Annotated in this window: 12 protein-coding genes; 3 read left to right on the top strand and 9 right to left on the bottom strand. The window is 38.6% G+C overall.

Features of this window, described 5'->3' with window-relative positions; genetic code table 11:
* Positions 1 to 33 precede the first annotated feature (33 nt).
* Positions 34 to 630: an RNA polymerase sigma factor gene (locus ACOVQ4_RS11000; RefSeq protein ID WP_421820693.1), complete on the top strand. Its 597-nt coding sequence runs from the start codon at positions 34 to 36 to the stop codon at positions 628 to 630.
* Positions 627 to 1322 carry a tetratricopeptide repeat protein gene (locus ACOVQ4_RS10995; RefSeq protein ID WP_421820692.1) on the top strand — a complete coding sequence of 232 codons (696 nt, stop codon included), beginning with the start codon at positions 627 to 629 and terminating at the stop codon, positions 1320 to 1322. The genes ACOVQ4_RS11000 and ACOVQ4_RS10995 overlap by 4 nt, the downstream gene beginning before the upstream one ends.
* Before the next feature lie 178 nt (positions 1323 to 1500).
* Here the strand turns inward: ACOVQ4_RS10995 and ACOVQ4_RS10990 are convergent, their stop codons facing one another.
* The 9 genes from ACOVQ4_RS10990 to ACOVQ4_RS10950 all read right to left on the bottom strand — a co-directional run bounded on the left by ACOVQ4_RS10990 (position 1501) and on the right by ACOVQ4_RS10950 (position 18683).
* Entirely contained in the window at positions 1501 to 4212 is a 2712-nt protein-coding gene (locus tag ACOVQ4_RS10990) for a PKD domain-containing protein (RefSeq protein WP_421820691.1), read from the bottom strand.
* Between the two features lie 51 nt (positions 4213 to 4263).
* Positions 4264 to 6219, bottom strand: a complete 1956-nt coding sequence (locus tag ACOVQ4_RS10985; RefSeq protein ID WP_421820690.1) for a sialate O-acetylesterase — start codon at positions 6217 to 6219, stop codon at positions 4264 to 4266.
* 139 nt (positions 6220 to 6358) lie between these two features.
* The gene (locus tag ACOVQ4_RS10980; RefSeq protein ID WP_421820689.1) at positions 6359 to 7540 is read right to left on the bottom strand and encodes an AGE family epimerase/isomerase; all 1182 of its coding nucleotides are present in this window, start codon (positions 7538 to 7540) and stop codon (positions 6359 to 6361) included.
* Positions 7541 to 7750: 210 nt separating this feature from the next.
* Positions 7751 to 8929: a glycosidase gene (locus ACOVQ4_RS10975; protein ID WP_095163917.1), complete on the bottom strand. Its 1179-nt coding sequence runs from the start codon at positions 8927 to 8929 to the stop codon at positions 7751 to 7753.
* Between the two features lie 148 nt (positions 8930 to 9077).
* Positions 9078 to 10904 (bottom strand): sodium:solute symporter family protein, encoded by a 1827-nt coding sequence (locus tag ACOVQ4_RS10970; protein ID WP_421820688.1) that lies wholly within the window; start codon positions 10902 to 10904, stop codon positions 9078 to 9080.
* A gap of 229 nt (positions 10905 to 11133) precedes the next feature.
* The gene (locus ACOVQ4_RS10965; protein WP_421820687.1) at positions 11134 to 12249 is read right to left on the bottom strand and encodes a glycoside hydrolase family 26 protein; all 1116 of its coding nucleotides are present in this window, start codon (positions 12247 to 12249) and stop codon (positions 11134 to 11136) included.
* A 552-nt stretch (positions 12250 to 12801) separates the two neighbouring features.
* Complete coding sequence (locus ACOVQ4_RS10960) at positions 12802 to 13806, bottom strand: IPT/TIG domain-containing protein (RefSeq protein WP_421820686.1); 1005 nt, start codon at positions 13804 to 13806, stop codon at positions 12802 to 12804.
* Between the two features lie 75 nt (positions 13807 to 13881).
* On the bottom strand, positions 13882 to 15447 hold the full coding sequence (locus ACOVQ4_RS10955; RefSeq protein ID WP_421820685.1) for a RagB/SusD family nutrient uptake outer membrane protein: 1566 nt from the start codon (positions 15445 to 15447) through the stop codon (positions 13882 to 13884).
* Between the two features lie 92 nt (positions 15448 to 15539).
* Complete coding sequence (locus ACOVQ4_RS10950; protein WP_421820684.1) at positions 15540 to 18683, bottom strand: SusC/RagA family TonB-linked outer membrane protein; 3144 nt, start codon at positions 18681 to 18683, stop codon at positions 15540 to 15542.
* A gap of 297 nt (positions 18684 to 18980) precedes the next feature.
* Between ACOVQ4_RS10950 and ACOVQ4_RS10945 the strand changes: the two genes are divergently transcribed.
* Positions 18981 to 19853, top strand: a complete 873-nt coding sequence (locus tag ACOVQ4_RS10945; RefSeq protein ID WP_421820683.1) for a helix-turn-helix domain-containing protein — start codon at positions 18981 to 18983, stop codon at positions 19851 to 19853.
* Positions 19854 to 19979: the final 126 nt, after the last annotated feature.

Here is a 19979-nt window from a genome sequence, read left to right as displayed (position 1 = left end):
TTAATATGTGCTACTATTCCGAAGATTTAAACTATGATTTCATTCTCCTTTAAAAAACTCTCAGACAAAGACCTTGTGATTGGTTTACAAACCGACCCTTTGCAGAGTCGACGCTATGAAAATATCCTGTACGAAAGATTTTCGAGCCTAGTGAAATTAGGTATCAGAAAACATGGGCTAAATGAGGAAGAATCTATCAATGTGTACTCTGATACGATTTTAGCGGCCATAAAGCAAATCAAAAATCAGAGTTTTGAGCAGCGTTCAGAACTTAAAACATTTATTTTTAAAATATTTTCGAATAAATGTGTTGACCAATACCGAAAAACTACGACTAATAAATCAACTGGGCTTCAAACTATCGATTTAAACGATTATTCGGCGATTATCCCTGATAATCAAACAATTCTACAAAGTTTGATACAACAGTCGGAAATTCAATTGATTTACCAAAAGCTAGAGCTAATAGGGCAAAAATGTCAGTTGCTTCTCAAACTTTGGAACGAGGGTTTTACCGACGAAGAAATCATGGATTCTTTGGCCTACAATAGTACAGATGTAGTTAAGTCATCGCGTCAGAGATGTCTTTCAAAACTTAAAGATTTAGTATTTAATTCAACACAAGTATGAGCAATCATTTAGCATACATTGAAGATTTTTGTGAAAACCGACTTTCTAAAGAAGAAAACGCTCAAGCCAATCAAAGAATACAGAGTGACCCTTCTTTTGCCAAGGATGTGGCTTTTTACTTACAAATGCGACACTTATCTGAAATGGAAAGAAAAGAACGCCTAAAGTCTTTGTATTATTCACTTAAGCAAAAACAGAAAGGGCGCATGATACGGTTGGTAAGCGTTGCAGCGGCGGCTGTTGTCATTATTTTAACTGGTATTCTCTTTATTAATCAAACTCCGACTCCAGAGGAATACGCTAGGCTTTATATTAAAGATAATTTGAGCACTTTACCCACAACCATGTCTGATCAAAATGATGTCTTATCTCAAGGGGTAAATTGTTATAACGAAGGAGCTTTCGAAAAAGCACTTGCACTGTTCAAACAACTTACAAGCAATACCCAAGCCTTGGAGTATCAGGGATTATGCCACTTGCAACTCAAACAATATCCGCAAGCCTTGAGTGTTTTTGGAAGAATTGCGCAAAACAAGGAATTATTGGAAAATAAAGGAAAGTTTTATGAAGCAATTACCTTATTACAGATGGGTCAGAAAGAAAAAGCTAAAACTATCTTCATTGAAATTACAGAAAGTAATGAAGATATTTTTGGAAAACAGGAAGCAGAGGAATTATTGAAAAATTGGTAATCGAAAGGTAAAATTAGATTCATAGGTTCGTTCGTGGGCTTTCAATCAAATGACATCTAAAATAGTAGGACTATTTGCCTAATTCCTAATAAGTCTAGTCTTTGATAACACGAGTTACAGCTATCTTTTTCAGCGAGCCGTTGCATGCAACGGCTCTTTTTTTGTCGAAGTAACTCCCTCAGAAATTTGTATTCTTCAGTAGCTTTTGTGTCCATTGTTGTTGCCCAACTTGTAGTTTTAAGATGTAGATTCCCGTATTGAGCTTCAGATTACTCAAATCCCAAACAGTTTTTTGCTCCTGATTTGCTCTAAGGTTAATGTTTTGTTGTATTAGTTCTTTTCCCTCACTGTTATAAAAAATTAAGTGAGCATTCCCTCCTATTGCGGATAGAATATCAATGCTTAGTTCATGTTGAAAAGGATTAGGATAAGCCTTAATAAGGCCTTGTTTTTCGCCCTCCAAACCTGTTATCGTAACCTTTTCTTTAAAAACAAATTCTATGACAATGGCTTTTGAAAAAGTAGGTAATATTATTGCTCCTCCGCTCAGGATACTATTAAAATTGCTTTGAATAGTTGTTTCTCCCGTCAAAACATTCCAAAATTTAAGGTCGTAAATACCTGCGGGGATAGTCGTTAAATCAATTTTTACTCCCGAAATATTCTCTTTATTTTGGTTATCATATACCACCAAATACGCCCCCTTGTCAGTACTCAGTCCCAAGGTAGTCAGACTCGAATTATTGGTATTGATAACAGGGTTCCAATCTTGAAGTTTTTTTTCTTTTACGAAATCTTTACTTTGTAAAAACTTAGCAGGAATTGCGAATAAGTTTGCCCAATCTGCTGATTTATAGTTATCCCAAAGCCACATCAAATGTGGAACTCGCGACAAGATGCCCGTCCAGATGGCAATTCTTTGGGTGTCAAAAGGCACATCAGCGGTATTTACATCAAGTCCATACTCTCCATTGATAATCCCTGTTTTTGTGAGGGTTTCTTTAAAATGCTTATCTTGTTGATTTTGAACAGGTAGCAAATTGGTATTGTATAGGTGATACTGCACATTATCAAGTCCCACAAATTTATCCATAGCCACACATTGCTGGTCGTCGGCACTGGTAGTTACGACATGATTAAAAGGGTCTATGGACTTGATATACTGACTCATTTCGTCATGCCAAGTCAATACGCCCGTTTTCCATGCGGCAGACTGATTGGGATGGTTTCCTGTAAATTGTACCTCATTGAATAGTTCCCACGCATAGACATGGGAAGAATAACCCCAACGAGCAACCACATAGCGAAATAATTTCTTGATTTGTTGCTTGGCAATGGTGTTATAAAAAAACTCCTCTGCTTTGTTTAGGGGGCCACCCAATGCAGCATTGTATGGGTTGTCACTCCAATTGGAATTAACATTTTCTGAAAACATACCATGTTGTAAAAGCGTCAATTGCAAACGGATATCCCGTTTTTCGGCATGGCTTAAAATAGAATCTTGCATGGCAGCCGCTTGCTGGCTGTACTTGCCTAATCCGCCAGTATAACCATCGTTTTTCCATTCAAGTGCTTGACGGTTGAATGGCACTTGCCAATATCGTACAAAGTTGGCACCTGCATTGGCTAAGTTTTCAAAAATAGTAAAATAGTTCGACTGAGAATCCCATCCGACATTGATGCCAAGTGGGAAATAAGGCTCACCCGTTTGATGACGATAATGTTGCCTCGAATCTGTATCTCTTTGAATAATCCCTTTTTGAGAAGAAGCTTTCACATTAAAATAATAAGGGATAGTGCTTTTTTGACCCTCTGCATCCTTCAAAGTAAATACTACTTGGTGCTGTCCAACTTGATTTGAAGCATAGCGCCAGCGCCAAGCTTGCTGGGTAGAATCTATACGCCATTGAGAATTTTGATAGAAACCTTTTATCCAATAAAAACAAGGAACATTTTGTTTACTCCCATCTGGACGTGTAACTACGGCATCCACGGTTACTTCGTCAGGGTTATAAGGATTTGTAAAATCTTTGAGCGAAACAAACTCCGCTTCAATTTTTTGATTTGTTTCAGAAGCAGTATTCAACCAACGAGGTTCGCTCAAAGCTTGCGTTGGATCTATGACATAAATCTGTAGGTTTTTTTTAGTTATCAAGCCAAGTGTATTTGTCACCGTCAGTTGCGCTTGGTAGTTACCTGATTTATTAAAGGTTTTAGATACTTGTTTTCCACTTAGTTGACTTCCATCCGAAAAGCTCCAAATATAATTTAAGGATAATGCATTTACATCATAAGATTTGGAGGCATCAAATGTTATACTTTGTCCTACTTGTACTTTCGAGTTTACCTTCGATAAAATAACTACTGGCTCATCATTGGGAGATGCACTATTATACAGCTTTAACTCGTCAAAATACGCTTCGGCCTCGGCTTCATTATCGACAGATAAAGCCAGTTCTATTCTATCAAATTCTTGATTTTGAACCTTTGACAAATCATATTTTCCTTGTGTCCAAGTGTTTGGATTCGGCATAAAGGCATATTCATTAACCCAATTTTCAGTCATTACGGTATTTCCGTTCCATAATTTGAGATAGACACGTCCTTTCGTTGAGCTTCGAACCCATAGACTTAGGACGTCTTTGGTTTGCGTATTGATTTTTTTACCAAAAGTAAAACTGACAAACTTCCAATTGCCTGCTTCTTTTTTGTAGTAACCCACCTGATTAGTCGTATTATTCTGCTTGTCGGGATTATTGACAACTTTGGCATCTTTTCCATAGTAAAAACTAGGAATTTGTCCTCCAACTTCAAAATTGGCAATAGTTTGGGCAAAACCTTCGGTAAGGGCTAGTAAAATGACTAGCCCGAAAATGAATACTTTTCTCATAAGCTTTAGGAAAAAATAGAGACGTTGCTCACAACGCCTCTACAACAGATTTTATTTAAACTTCACCCCTTCGGTCACGCCTTTCCATTGGTCTGTACGGAATGGGCAAGCGGGGAAACCTTCTTGATTGAACAGGTTAGCATCTTCGGGTGCATCTGCCCAAGCATAACGCACCGAAGCAGGTTTTGCGCCTTTTGGATGGTAAACTAGTACTTTATCTCCCTGAATTTCGGCTTTTGCGTAGTAAAAAACTTTGTCTTCACCTGCAATTTCAAAACCTTTCAAGTAACCAAATTTATCTTTTATCATTAAGCCACCACCTACATTTTTGAAAGAAATTGTTGCCTTTCCTTTCTCAAAATTAACAGAAGCATACATAGGCCCAGCCGAAACGATATTCAACCCGTAGGTATTTTTTAGTGCCTCGGCAGCTAACCTTTTACCAACATCTTGTTTGTTGGTTGGGTGAATATCTTTGGGATTACCAATATCCGTTGTAACAGCCATACCTGTTTTTGGCAGGCTCAAAGTCATCGTTTGGGCTTCTCTCAACTCTGCCCAACCACTTCCTTGGTTACTATTTTGGTAAGAGCCAAAGCTTGAAAGTTGTACAAAATAAAAAGGAAATTCGTCATTCCACAGTCTGCGCCAATCGTTAATCAATAGTGGAAAAGACTTGCGGTATTGGTACGAGCGACCCGCGTTGGTTTCGCCCTGATACCACAGAGCACCCTTGATGGCGAAAGGCAAAAGTGGCGCTATCATGCCATTGTAAATGTAGGTTCCGATATTATTGCTCGAATGTGCAAAAGTGTGCTCCTCAGCAAAAGCGGGCATTAGTTTCCAATTATTACCGCCCAAAGCCACCTTTTGCTTTTCTGAACTCACATACAAATCATCTGCATTTCCCATCATACCCACACCATACCAAGAAGGCTCAATGGTTTTATTCATTTTAATCATAAGGCTATTGCTACCCGCTTTCCAAGTATTAGCAGGAACCACAATTTTACGAATTCCTTTCAAAATTCCAGAGAAAACGAGCTTTCCATTGATATATACCTGATTTTCTGAAAAACTTTCTGCTAAACCCAAGGTGGTTACTTCGCCAATCATTTCGGCGGGAATTTCTACCGTTTTAGCTATAAACCCATTCCCACGCCACGCCCAGATTCCTTGCCAATCCCATTGACCGATGGCACTGCCCGTATGCCATTTCGAAAAATCATAACCAGGTTTTAGGTACTGCTGTTCGTCGGTAAGTGTGATAACTGCTTTTGGATTTCCGAGTAATTTTTCTTTAATACTTTCTTCCAAACGCATATCTGCCTCTTGCCAATTTTTCGGAAGGTTTTGAGCATAGGGTTTTAGTTCATCGAACATCTCCATTCCTTCCTTACTAATCCAACCTTCTACCTGCGAACCACCCCACGAGCTATGCAAAAGTCCTATTGGCACACCTGTTTTTTGAAAAACCTCACGAGCGAAGAAATAACCAACTGCCGTAAAATCACCCACATTTTGACTATTACACACTTTCCACTCACCCGATTTCAAATCTGTTTGAGGTTGTGTTGTAACTTCATGTTCTACAAAAAAATGACGAATTTTAGGATAGTCGGCGTTTTTCTTTTCGTTTACAAAATTATCTGCCTGCTTTACAGTCCACTCCATATTTGACTGCCCCGAGCAAAGCCAAACATCGCCAATCAGCACATCGTTGAAAGCAATTTTTTCGCCTCCCCCTTGAACTTCTAGCGTAAAAGGCCCACCTGCTTCTAAAGGAGAAAATTTCACCATCCACTTTCCTTCTTGGTTGGCTTGCGTAGTTTGCTTTTGCCCTGCCAAAGTCAACACAACTGACTCATTAGGTTTGGCCCATCCCCACACAGGAATTGGCTTTTGGCGCTGCAAAACCATATAATCAGTAAAAACTTTGGCCAATTTAAGTTGTGCCAATAGGGACTGAGAGGTCAACAGCAGACAAAAAAGAAATAGTTTTTTCATAGAATATTTATCGGGTAAGATTGTTTGGGGGAAGTTACTAGTTAATTGGGTATCCTTTATCAGAAATGAGAACCAGTGTTTCACCATCGCTAATTTTTGGATAAACATAAAGCTAGCACATTCTTTGAATTTATTTATGTTATTCTGCCGTTATCCGCTTGATTAATTCCATGCATGCACGTGCATTGTGATAAGGGCACTTCCAAAAACCTACTTTATCCTCAGTTTCCATCAAACTTCCATCTTCATATCTTCCCCAAATCCATTCACCTTGATTTTTATCAATGAGATTTTGTTGCACAAATTCCCAAGTATTTTGGGTAGCTTCAAGATATGCTGGGTTCTTGGTCAACTGAAAAGCATTGTAAAAACCAACCATAGCCTCAGCACTTACCCACCATTCGCGATGCGTATCTGCATGATGAGAAACGGGGTTATATTCATGTATCAAACTTCCATCTGCTTGAATCCCACTTAAGGTAGCTTTTGCCATTAAGATAGCTTTTTCTTTGAAAATATCTATCCATTTTTGGTTGCCTACTATTTCAGCAGATTCTTGTAAAAGCCAAGCAGCTTCGATATCATGACCAAACGATATAGCAGAGGATTGAATATGCCATTCTGCATCGAAAAACAAATTCAAATGACCTTTAGGATTGATAAAATGTTTGTTAAAAATCTCTAACAAATGCTCAAGCTTTGAAGCCAATCGCGTATCCTTCCAAACCAAATAAAGAGATGCATACGCCTCGATAATATGTAAATGCGTATTCATAGTTTTGGGGTCGTTGCGGTCTTTTTCACTTAACCTCAAGTCTGTTAGAAGTTGCCAATCTTGTGAGAAAGCTTCCCAATAACCACCATTGACAGTATCAAAACTATTTTTTTCAATTAACTCAAATAGCTCAATTGCCAAATTTAGCGCAAGTTTATTTTGTGTAGCTTTATAATATGTTGCAAAAGCATACATCGCAAAAGCCTGTCCGTAGATTTGCTTTCGAGTATTGGAAGGATTTCCAAGAGCATCCACAGCCCAAAAAACGCCACCGTGTTGAGTATCCCAAAAGTAATTTTTCAGATAATCAAAAGCACGTTGAGCCAAAGTAAGATACCTTGGCTCGTGGGTAAAATGGTAGGCTTCTGAAAAAGTCCATAGAATTCTGGCATTCAACACTCCTCCTTTGATAGCGTTGGGGTCTATTTGCCCTTGGTGGCTCATTTTTCCAATAAATCCACCATTTTTTGTATCTACGGTATAATTTTCCCAAAAAGTCAAGATGTTTTTTAACTCCTGAGATAACTGTTTTTTAAATTCAAGCATTTATAATAGTGTTAGCTTTACTTTGTTATGATGTTTGGTTTTCTAATGGCATAAAGTCTTATATTATTAGTTACCAGAATGATTAAATCACTCAGATATCAGTGATAAAACGTAATTGTATATTGTTGATTATAAATACAATTCAACAACCGATATACAGTTAACCAATAACTTCATTTTACTCACCACTAGAAAACCGAACCTTCCTTACTAAATTAAAACCGCTTGATTTGATTCAATCAGTTTTGTTAAGGTTTCGACAGAAGCTGCCGAACGGAAACCATCCTCTGGCGTATTTATCACGTAATCTAATAATTGCTCAATGGTAGATATAGCTACGTGCATACGAGTGTCGGAGGAAGCGTAATAAATAAAAACCTTTCCATCTTCATCGGCAATCCAACCATTCGCAAAAGCCACATTGGATACATCCCCAACTCTTTCTTCGCCTTCTGGTGCGATAAAATAACCGCCAGGTTTATGAATTACTTTAGTCAAATCCTTCAAATCTGTCAGAAATACATACAAGACATAACGCAGACCAGCGGCAGTATTACGAACGCCATGCGCCAAATGAAGCCAACCTTTTTCTGTTTTGATTGGTGCTGGCCCTTGTCCGTTTTTCACCTCATAAACCGTATGATAACGTTTTTCGTCTACGATAAACTCTTTTTCAATCACTGCATTTTCCATAGAATCGGCATAACCAAAGCCAATTCCTCCCCCTGTTCCTGCCTCGATGAAACCATCTTGTGGACGTGTATAAAAAGCGTATTTGCCATTCACAAACTCAGGATGAAGTACCACATTGCGCTGTTGCGGCGAAGGCGTAATCAAATCGGGTAAACGCTCCCATGTTTTGAGGTCACGCGTGCGAGCAATGCCGCATTGGGCAACTGCTGAAGATTCATCACCGATTTTGGCATTTGGGTCTTTACGTTCGGTACAAAACAAACCGTAAATCCAGCCGTCTTCGTGCTGAACCACACGCATATCATACACATTACCGTCAGGATTTTCGGTTTCGGGCATGGTAATCGGGAAATCCCAAAATTTGAAATTATCAACCCCATTCGGACTTTCGGCAACTGCAAAAAACGACTTACGATCTAAACCTTCTACACGTACTACCAACAAATATTTATCGTCTAACTTAATAGCCCCAGAATTGAATGTTGCATTGATTCCAAAACGTTCCATCAAAAACGGGTTGGTTTCGGGATTGAGGTCATATCGCCAAAAAATTGGTGTATGCTGTGCTGTCAGGATGGGATATTGGTACCTTTTATAAATACCATTTCCAAGCTTTTCGGGTTCATTTTCTCTGGTTATTAACGCTTCGTAATTTTGTTGAAGTTGCGCTAATCTTTCTTGAAACAATGCATTCATTTTCTTTCATTTATATTTGTTAATACCTCGTAAAAACGTTATTCGTTAAATGTAAACTAGTTGGTAGCGATAGTTCCCTCCACTAATCTTCGATTAAACGCCCTCATTTCCAATTCTTTTGTAGTCCTTGCATGCAAGGTCTCTAGGGTTAATCCTCTAATTTATCCCACCATGTTCGTTTTAGGATAAAACTTACCACCAGCATGATGCCCAAATCGATAGCCAAAGCCTCGTGCATTCCTAGTACCCAATACATAGGAAGTAAGGTAAGGCATAATTGAGAAATGATGCCCAAAACCACATTGAAGGCATCTTTTTTAAAGTTTTTATTAGCCTCAAAATCAGGATTTTCTACCTTGACAGCTTCTAATACAGGCTGCCAAAATCCCCAAGGTTTGACAGTTGTGTAAAATTTCTTCAATACCCTAGCGTCTGTTGGTGGAGCTGCCAAAGTGCCAAGAATAGAGGCAGTCAAAGAAATTACGAATAACAATGGCCACCAATACAATGGTAGACCCGTTGTAAAGTAGGGCATTAATAAGGCTGCCAAAATACCCGCTGCCATTCCCCAAAAGAAACCATTGGCATTGAACCGCCACCAGTACCATTTTAGGCAATTGGCCGCTACATAACCGCCGTACAATCCACCCACAATCCACTGCAAAATGTCATTGACGCTTTTTGCCATGAAGCCAAGAACAATACCAATAATTACGACGACCAAACCAACAAGGTAATTCATCTGGATAGTCTTCTTGGTACTAGCCTGTGGATTGATGTGTTTTAGGTAAATATCGTTCACGATATAGGCTTGGGCGGCATTGAGCGTACCGCTAAATGTACCCATAAATGCTCCCATCAAACCCGTAATCACCAATCCCAAGATTCCAGCAGGCATGAAGGCATTGATAGTTCCTGGCAACAATAACTCAAAATCATAATTGCCCGTGGCATCTTTTACATTGAGTTGAGCATAATATAAAAGTGCCAAAACCGTCAAGCCAATAATCATAGAATAGCGAATAGGCAACAATATAATACTAACAAAGCCAGTCATTTTACTCGCCTCTTTTGGGCTTCGGGTACTCAAAATCTTTTGCATATCATAATTTGGTGCCGGTCCTGCCAAAGAAGCAAAAACACCTTTGAGCAACATCATAGAAAAAAATATTCCGAAAATACCATAGCCGTCAGATTCAATTTTTTGGTGTACTTCTGGTAAGATAGGCTTCCAATCCAGACCTAATTCCCAGCCAAAAAATGGCGTTTTCCAACCATTTGGCAACACCAAGCTTTGTCCTTGTAAATGACTCATCGCAATAAAAGCAATCGCCATACACGCCAAGGTCATAATGGCATATTTGATTACATCGCCCAATACAATACTATGCATACCTCCCAAAACTGAATAAAAGGTAGCAATTAAGGTAAATACCACACCATAAAAATGAGGGATGTACTGTGCAGAAACCTGAAAAGGAATGTAGGGCTGTACAACCTCCCAAGGAATAAATATTTCAACGAATTTTCCTAAGCCTACAAATCCATAAGCCAAAAAACCAAAGCAACTAATTAAGGCAAAAGCAATCACAATAATTTGAGACGCCTGAACACCCTTTCCCTCTGTTCCAAACCTAGTACTCAGCCATTCTGCGCCTGTATTGGCATTGCTTCTTCTGAGCCATTTACTCAAAAACATCATCATAAATACCTGATTAAAAGATGGCCAAAGCCATGGAATCCAGATACTTTTGAGACCATACACAAAACACAAACTCACCATCCACATCGTTCCGCTGATATCAAACATATCGGAGGCATCGCTTAAGCCAAGCATGTACCAAGGCAAAGACTTCCCTCCCATCAAATAACTGTCTTTATTTTTCTTGGCTTTATTTTTCATATAAAAGCCAATGAAAATCATGGTTAAGAGGTAGCCAACTAGAATAAGTATATCGATTAACTGTAATTTCATTCTCGCTTTTGGGGGTTCTTTGGGCATAGTATTAGACAACTATGCTTTAATGAAAGAGATAGAAAAAGATTATTAAAAAATAGCCATAAGTAGGAAAACGTTATTAGTTAATAGCATATTGATTTTTTGAAGATATTCATAATCAAAAGGTTATAGGCAAATTTTGCCTCAGACATACTATTAATTTAATCTTTTCTATTACTTAAAACTCCATATCCTTGTGAAAATGCTATTTCAAGGCTTTCACCTGTTTACTAAATAAGGTTTGAGGTAAACGATAGAATTTGACAAAATCTGGAGCACTTGTATGTCCTTTGTAGGGACTATAAAAATGGTCAGGGCGCCCGTTTCGCCAAACCAATATATAACTCAGGTGGGAATCTTTGATACTATCCCAAACAATGGATGTCCACCAGTTATCCACTGTAATTTGTTCAAGTCCCATTTCGGTTACGGCGGTAAGCTTATGCTTTTTCTCAGCAATATTTTCTAACGTGTGCAGCATACGAGATAATTGCTTTTTAAACTCATCATTTGATTTTGGTGCATCACGATGATAGTAGTCAAAACCCACCAAATCTACCACATCATCGCCTGGATAACGCTCCAAATAATGAGCCTCTGTCTCGAATCTGTCGGTCGAATAGGCGTATAACAAGTGATGTAACCCTTTGGTATCTTTCAAATACGAAACAGTATATCTCCATATTTTTTTGTATTGCTCAGGCGAGCAAAAGCCTGCTCCCCACCAAAACCAAGAACCAGTATGCTCATGAAATGGTCTGAAAAGTACAGGAATTGGCTGCCCTTTGGTATCTTTCAGTGAGGCTAAAAATACCGCTACTTTATCGAGCCAAGAATTATACGTTTGTAAAGCCTTTGGATCAGAAAAGATTTTAGCAATTGTAGAATCCGCCTTATCCCAAGAGGTTTTATTGGGGTCTGTTGGGTTATTCAAGTGCCAAGAAATAGTATTTAGTCCTCCTCGTTGATGTGTAAGTTGAATATCTTGACGGATTTTGCTGAAAGGCACACCGTCGAGGTTATTTACAGAATCAAACTCTATTTTCCCTAAATCATACCCAATTACCGCAGGGAAATCTCCTGTAACGGTTTTCACATCCGAGCGATTTGCATCGCCTATCCAGCGGGTTTTATCGGCATTGAGCCCATACGCCAAGGCGTCTTGCTGTCCAAACATAATGCCCTTCTGTCTTAACTTCCAAAGTTGTTGGTAAAGATGAAGAGTAGCTGGAGTAGCCTTGGTATCTATAGGCGCCAACTGGCTGAAGCCCGAAAAATGGATGGTTAATGTTCCAATCAAAAAAAATAAACGCTTGTACATAAACTAAAATTTAAGTTAAGTGAAGAATGATTGGGCAATTTACGGCCTTTTGAAGGAATAAATGCCCAACATTACTGCATTAACCATTTTTTTCGGTTGATATAGATTGATATTCTGAAAGGGTTCAATTGGATATACGGAATTAAAATAGATGAATTTTCCATAGATTTTCATCTTTGTTTTTCTTCCACGATAGTACTTATATTGTATTGAGTTTTTCGGAAAAAACGCTTAAAACTTCGTTGAAAAGTTGCATTATTTTCTCTCATTGACTAAGACAAAATTACACTTCAAATAGAACTAATATATAATACAATTTTATCAATCTATAACACTGAAAAAACAATTCATGATAGCAAAAGAAGATTAAATGTGATATTATAAGCATATAAATAGTAATTTTTGATTTTTATATTTCATTATTAAGTGTAAAAATCAAAAGAATGAAAATAATACCTTTTTAACACTTTTATAAAACAAAATAGACATAAAATCAAAAGCCACCCCAAACAGAGGTGGCTTTTTTGATTTGAATAAAGAATCAACCAAATCTTATTTTACCAAAAGAATATTATCGAAATAAATTGTTTTGCCATCGTCATGAATTTGGAATACGAAATCATTGATAACTGGCATAGTCAAAAATCCTGTTGCTGGAATTTTGAAGTAAGTCCAAACATTAGCAGGAATGGTCACAACCTTATCTGTTGCCCAGTTGATTTTGATAGAAACCTGACGGTCGATATCAGCCCCCTTTGCCCAGAATGTCAAGTAATTTACTCCTGCTGTACTAACACCAGCACTTGAATGTAAGGCTAGTCCTCCCCAAGAACCGTTATAGGCAGCTTCAAGTGAGCGTGTTCCAGTCCATACGTTTTTGGTAGAAGCCGTAAAGTCTCCACCCCACGACCAGTTGTCGATACCGTCGGCGAAGCCATCTTTGAAGAAACCATAGTTGTTATCGACACTTACCAATTCCTGTTGGGTAGTAATAGTACCAGAGGAGTTCGTAATCGTAAGTTTAGAGCGAGTCGAAGTAGAAGCAGGCATTTCAATCACCATTTGTTTTTTGGTTTTAGAAATTACCTTTGCTTCGGCCGTAGACCCTGCCAACACAACCTTCGTTACATCGTTAAGATTGTTTCCTTTTATCGTAACCTGAGTACCCTTGGTAAAATCGGTATTGGACAATTCTGTCACGATAGGTAAAGCAATTACTCTAAATGGCACAGCTACGGATTTTCCGTATTTATTGGTAAAAATAATTTTTTGAGTACCTCCAAACGCCGTGTCTGGCACACGAAAAACGATGGCATTATCTGTATTAAATGCAGGGTTGAGAGCCGCCGGAACATTGCCATTATCAAAAACAATTGTTCTCATTTCTCCTAAACCTGAGCCCGTTAGTGTCAATACCGAACCACCCGAAGCCGAATCTGGGGCAAGTTTATCTGCCACAGGCACAGCATTTACAGCATCATCGCTTGTACAAGAAGATAGCCAAACCGTTCCTGTAACAAAAAGTGCTGTCGCTATTTTAAAGAATGTATTTTTCATATCAATAAAAGATTTTTAGTAATAGTCTGGGAGTTTTGTGGTACAAAACTCCTCGGTTATGGCTTGCTTATATTCCTACTTATAATAAGGAATAGCAGGTTCTAACAATTTTGGATTTGACACCGTTTCGGCCTGAGGTATAGGCAAGTACAATTGAGAAGCCGATGATATCGATACTTTCATCGAATTGATTGTGCCATTTCCATTATAGATACCACGTTCTTGATTAGCCAATAATTGCTTCGCTTTTTCAAAACCTTGGCGCTGAATATCAAACCAGTAGTCACCTTCAAAAGCAAACTCTACTCGTCTTTCTTTTAATAATTGATCTTTTGTTAGAGAAGTCACAGGTGATAAGCCTGCACGCGTATGTACTTTATTAAAGGCCTCCAAAGCTGAGGCATCTGTTGTACTTGTACCTGCGCCAATAGTTGCTTCTGCATAAATCAACAAAACATCAGCATAACGGAGCAAATACGTACAAATATCCGTTGATGTTCCGTTGACATTTTCACCGTTTGAACCAGGCCCTACGATATACTTCAAGGCATTGGAACGTGTTGGCGTCTTGATTTTGGTGGCATCATCGGTGCTACTTGTCCAAGTAGTGTCATATTTAAAACCATTCGGAAAGTTTACATTTGTCCAATCAGTACGTGTAAAACCGTGTTCCATTACCGACCATCTACGTCTTTTATCGCCCGATTCATAAGAGTTTAACACATCTATCGAAGGAATAATGGCCGACCAACCCGCGCCTGTAGTTGGCTTTAGTAATGGTGCTGGGCCGACATAGGCTTGGATAGGGTTACCAATAGAATACCCTCCAGCAGCTAACCATTGCAAGGCTACCAAAGATTCTGAGTTATTGTTCATTTTGGAGCTAGTAAACATAGCCCCGTAATCCGACACAAGACTAAACTTCTGAGAATTCATTACCTCAGCAGCTTTTGCTTTCGCATTAGCATAGTCGTTCATGTACAAGTATACTTTTGACAACATTCCTTTGGCGGAGAACTTGGTTACACGACCAGGCTGATAAGACGCCTCTGGGAGGTTTTGTTCTGCATATTGTAAATCTTCTACCACAAAACGTAATACATCTTTTTGGAGGTAACGAGGCACTTTGTAGTCTCCTGAATTAGCTAGTGCTACAGGGTCAGAAATTATAGGTACATCACCAAACACACGTGCCAAGTAAAAATAGGCCATTCCACGCATAAAGCGTGCTTCGGCTACCCCCTGAGTCAAAAAGCTAGGATCGGCCACTTGAGATTTTTTCTGTTCGAAAGTCTGAATCAAAACCGTTGCATTGCCCGCCACTTTGTAAAAAGCATACCAAGAACGAGAAACCTGTTCGTCGGTAGACTGTACCGTAAAGTTGGCAAATGAATTGTATTTGGGGTCGCCAGTATACATATTTCCACTCAATACTTCACCAATGGCATGGTAGGCTTTGTCTTGCCATTCGTACCAAATCGTATTATACAACAAGCCTGTTGCTGCATTTACTTGTGCCGCTGTAGTGTAATAGGTATCCAAAGTTGGACCGTTTTGTGAAGGTCTGTCCAAAAAGTCCTCTTTACACGAAGACATAAGTCCAGAAGCAGCTAATAATAAAGCGATTATATTTTTTTTCATCTGAAAATTCAAAATTAAAATTCAAGGATTCTGAGGTCTAAGCATTTTTATCATGAAAAGTTTTTTCATGACAAAAAAACAGTTATCTCTTACTAGAACTCGAAGTTACCTCCAATAGTGAATGTACGAGGGTTTGGATAATGTCCATCATCCACATTCATATAACGAATATTATTGTTGAACGAACCAAGCTCTGGGTCATAGCCTGTGTACTTGGTGAAGGTATACAAGTTTTGCATCGACACATAGAGACGAGCATTGGTCAACTTCGCCTTTTTAATCAAATCTTTTGGAAGATTATACCCAAACGAAACATTCTGAATACGTAAGAAAGAACCATCCTCCACAAAACGGTCAGACACGCGGAAGTTGTTGTTATGCCACTGATTGTAACGAGGTAAAGTAGCGTTGGTATTAGTAGAGGTATATCTATCCAATACGGTAGCCAACTGATTCCAATACGGATTGGTCATACCTTCAGTCAAACGACGTGTATAATTCAAAATCTGTCCACCTTGACTACCATTCAAGAAAATAGAAAAGTCGAAACCTTTGTAATTGAATGTATTGGTGATACCATAAGTAAAATCAGGATTAGGATTACCGATAATAGTTACATCTTTTGAGTCGATTACACCATCACCATTCAAGTCTTTATAACGCACATCACCCAACCATGTACCTGTTGGTTTTACATCCAAACCTTGTTTTGCACCGTCTTTATTCAAGTCTTCCATCGTGCGGAACAGGCCATCTGTCACATAACCATAGAAAGTACCTACTGGCTGTCCTACCATGGTATTCGTTACCAAAACGGCATCTCCATACTCTTTATATCCACGAATCGAAGCAGAAGCGTCATTCAATTCGTTCAGGATATTGTTGTAATGAGAGAATACAAAGTTGGTTTTCCAAGAAAAACCATTTTTCTGAATATTATAAGTTGTCACACCAATATCAATACCTGTGTTGGTCATTTTTCCTGCGTTAGTCCAAGGAGAGTTAATGTCGTTCCAAGCCGTTCCTAAACCAGAAGAAACAGGCAATTGCGTTTGTAATAACATATTGGTCGAAATCTTCTTATAAACGTCCAAGGTTACATCAATACGTTTATTCAAAATCGAAAGGTCAATACCACCGTTGTATGTCACAACCGACTCCCAAGCCAAGTTTGGATTTCCTACGTTTTGAGGGATACCCCCTGCGCCATAAGGTGCCGTCGAAAACAAACGAATATTAGTAGTATAGAGGTTATTGCCTCCAACGCTAGAATTACCCACGGCACCAACTCCTGCTCTTAGCTTGAGGTAACTTACCAAGTCCCATTTTTTTGCAAAAGCTTCTTCCGAAACCGTCCAACCTACCGATGCAGCAGGGAAATAGCCATAACGTTTGTTAGGACCAAAACTAGCAGAACCATCGCGACGAAGTGAGGCGCTAATAGAGTAGCGGTTATTATAAGAGTAATTTACACGTCCAAAATACGACTCCATAGCCCAAGGGTATTTGCCCCCTCCGATAGATTGAGTAGTACCACCCTCACCAGCATTCAAAGATTCAAGATTGAGCGTTAGGTTTTGTCGAGAAGCCGTAACTTGGTCATAATTAGACTCTGAAACTTCATGACCAACCACTGCGTTGATCCAGTGCTTGCCAAAACCTTTATTGAAAGTCAAATAGTTTTTCAAAGCCCAATACAAGCTCGTACCACGATCTTCTACCAACTTACTTGGCGAAAGAATAATCAAACCTGTATTTTCATTACGAACATAAGGTTGAAATGCTGAGTTTTGACTCATCGTAAAGTCATAGTTCAGCTCGTTACGTAAATTTAGATAATTAGTAAAATTAATTTCTGCGAAAAGATTCCCAAAAGCCTTCGTTTGAATAGCCGTCACCTTACGCATTTCTGCCAAGGCAACAGGGTTGTTGGGATTACCAAAAGTAGCACCACCAATCGAGACTACCGAAGCGTACTGTCCATCAAAGCCTCTTACAGGTGACGCAGGGCTATTATACAAGCCTACGCTAATTACTGCATCTGAGCCATCGGTCAAAGTTATACGTTGGTTCGAACGAGAGAGGTTTACACTAATACCCGCCTTCAACCAGCTCTTAACTTGTTGGTCGATACTGGCGCGCAATGCAAAACGCTCGAATTTAGAACCGATAACCGTACCCGTTTGCTCAAAGTTATTTAAAGAGAAATAATACGTTGTCTTATCTGAACCACCCGAAAATGCCAATTGATGATTACGAATATATCCTCTTTGGAAAATTGCATCTTGCCAATCTGTACCACGCCCCAATACTTTAGGATTTCTGAATTCGCCCAAGGTATCCAAGTTGCCAGCACCACTATTGCGAATTTCAGGAACCAAAGAGTTGAAATAATTGGCATATTGTTGTAAATCCATCAATTTCAAACGTCTTGGTACTTCTTGCATCCCGTAATATACATCATAAGAAATTTTTCCTTCACCACTCTTTCCTTTTTTCGTAGTAATCAAAACCACTCCGTTAGCAGCCAAAGCACCATAAATTGCTTGTGCCGAAGCATCTTTCAAAATATCAATGGATACAATATCATTCGAGTTAAGTGCGGCCAAAGGACTCTGTACCGACTGACCAGCCATACCGCCCAATTGGTCTTGCGAAATACTACTTCTACCACTCAGGATGGGTACTCCATCAATTACATATAGCGGTTCGTTACCGTTCACACTTGTAATACCGCGCACACGCACCGACACCCCACCACCTGGCTGTCCACCGTTGCTGGTTACTGTTACCCCAGCTACTTTACCTTGGAGCGCTTGATCTACCCCAGGAACTGGCAAATTCTTGATGTCTTTTTCGCCAATCGAGGCAATAGAAGAGGTCACCTCATTTTTCTTGGCGGTACCATAACCAATCACTACTACTTCTTGTAGATTTTTGTTATCAGCAATCATGGAAATATTGATGGTAGAACGTCCATTGATTGCGACTTCAGTAGGTTTGTATCCAACAGACGAAAACACTAAGGTTTTACCAGAAATAGCCACTTTGATAGCGTACTCACCTTTCGCATTGGTGGCAGTTCCACTCTGGACTTCTTTCACCCTTACAGTTACACCAGGCAATGCCTCACCCGACTCATCGGTTACCTTACCCGAAACTGTTCGTTGTTCCTGTGCCAAAGTAGACCAAATGCTACCCAAGAACAGAAAACAAAAGAATAGTAGTTTTTTCATGTTCATTATTATCTGAGAATAAATTATTGATATTTTAACATAACAAAATTATATACCTCAGCTACGAATAACATAATACTATTTTATCTATTTATAACATTAAAAGAACTCTTTGTAAAAAAACAATAGACTTATTTCAATATTAACTTAAAAAAAACAGGACTATCAACAAAAAAATACAAATATTTATCTATTTTTGACAAGATTATTCAATAAAAATATCTCCAATTAACAATACTTTTTTATCTTTTATAAACAATATTATTATCCAAGTATTCTTTCTTTTTCTTTAAAATTATGACTAAAATTATCCGAGAAATTACGCCACTGACACAAAGTGATTGCTTTACCTTTTTTTCTAGAGTAAAAAAAGAGTTCAACTTTCCGCTACATACGCATGAAGAGTTTGAAATCAACTTTATCATGAATGCCAAAAATGCCAAGCGTATCATTGGTGACCACTCCGATAGTATTGATGAGTTGGAATTGGTATTGGTTGGAAGTAATTTGCCACATGCTTGGTTTACCCATCAGTGCCAAAGCGAAGAGATTCATGAGGTTACCATCCAGTTTCATCGAGATTTATTTGATGAAAAATTCTTGAAAAGAAACCAGTTGAGTTTTATTCGAACTTTATTGGAACGTTCTTCCAAAGGTATTCTGTTTTCGCCCGAAACAGCGCTAGCCTTAAAGCATCGTTTTTTGAACTTACATCAAAAAAGTGGCTTCGATTCGGTGCTTGAACTAATGTCTATTTTACATGATTTGTCGATTTCGAGAAATATGCGAACACTCTCAAATACTTCTTTTTCAAATGAATCTTTGTCCTACAACAGTCGGCGCATTGAAAAGGCTTTTGAGTATATGCAATCGAATTATGACAAAAATATTACGCTTGAAGAAATGGCAAAATTGGTAGGAATGACCGAAGTTTCATTTAGTAGATTTATCAAAAAACGTACTGGAAAAACCTTTGTAGATAGCCTTAACGAAATCCGAATTGGACACGCTTCTCGCTTACTGATTGATACTACGCATACTATTGCAGAAATATCTTACCAAACGGGTTTCAATAACTTGTCCTATTTTAATAGAGTATTCAAGGCTCGAAACGGCTGTACTCCCAAAGAATTTAGAGAGGATTTTTCAGGAACAAGAACCTTTATTTGATTTCGGATTAGAATTGCTTTCCAAGAAACTAGTGGTTCAGTACTATGTTTTGGACTAGATAAGAACATATTTTTTTCCAAAATCAGAAATCCCAAATCCAAAATTGTTGGAAATCCTTCGTACAGC

This window comes from Flectobacillus sp. (assembly GCF_049240685.1).
GTDB lineage: Bacteria > Bacteroidota > Bacteroidia > Cytophagales > Spirosomataceae > Flectobacillus.
Note: the sequence above shows the minus strand (reverse complement) of the source record. Positions and strands in the feature narration are given on the sequence as shown.

Coding starts and splice junctions, on each gene's coding strand:
- ACOVQ4_RS11000 (WP_421820693.1), top strand. CDS start 34: ATGATTTCATTCTCCTTTAAAAAACTCTCAGACAAAGACCTTGTGATT.
- ACOVQ4_RS10995 (WP_421820692.1), top strand. CDS start 627: ATGAGCAATCATTTAGCATACATTGAAGATTTTTGTGAAAACCGACTT.
- ACOVQ4_RS10990 (WP_421820691.1), bottom strand. CDS start 4,212: ATGAGAAAAGTATTCATTTTCGGGCTAGTCATTTTACTAGCCCTTACC.
- ACOVQ4_RS10985 (WP_421820690.1), bottom strand. CDS start 6,219: ATGAAAAAACTATTTCTTTTTTGTCTGCTGTTGACCTCTCAGTCCCTA.
- ACOVQ4_RS10980 (WP_421820689.1), bottom strand. CDS start 7,540: ATGCTTGAATTTAAAAAACAGTTATCTCAGGAGTTAAAAAACATCTTG.
- ACOVQ4_RS10975 (WP_095163917.1), bottom strand. CDS start 8,929: ATGAATGCATTGTTTCAAGAAAGATTAGCGCAACTTCAACAAAATTAC.
- ACOVQ4_RS10970 (WP_421820688.1), bottom strand. CDS start 10,904: ATGAAATTACAGTTAATCGATATACTTATTCTAGTTGGCTACCTCTTA.
- ACOVQ4_RS10965 (WP_421820687.1), bottom strand. CDS start 12,249: ATGTACAAGCGTTTATTTTTTTTGATTGGAACATTAACCATCCATTTT.
- ACOVQ4_RS10960 (WP_421820686.1), bottom strand. CDS start 13,806: ATGAAAAATACATTCTTTAAAATAGCGACAGCACTTTTTGTTACAGGA.
- ACOVQ4_RS10955 (WP_421820685.1), bottom strand. CDS start 15,447: ATGAAAAAAAATATAATCGCTTTATTATTAGCTGCTTCTGGACTTATG.
- ACOVQ4_RS10950 (WP_421820684.1), bottom strand. CDS start 18,683: ATGAAAAAACTACTATTCTTTTGTTTTCTGTTCTTGGGTAGCATTTGG.
- ACOVQ4_RS10945 (WP_421820683.1), top strand. CDS start 18,981: ATGACTAAAATTATCCGAGAAATTACGCCACTGACACAAAGTGATTGC.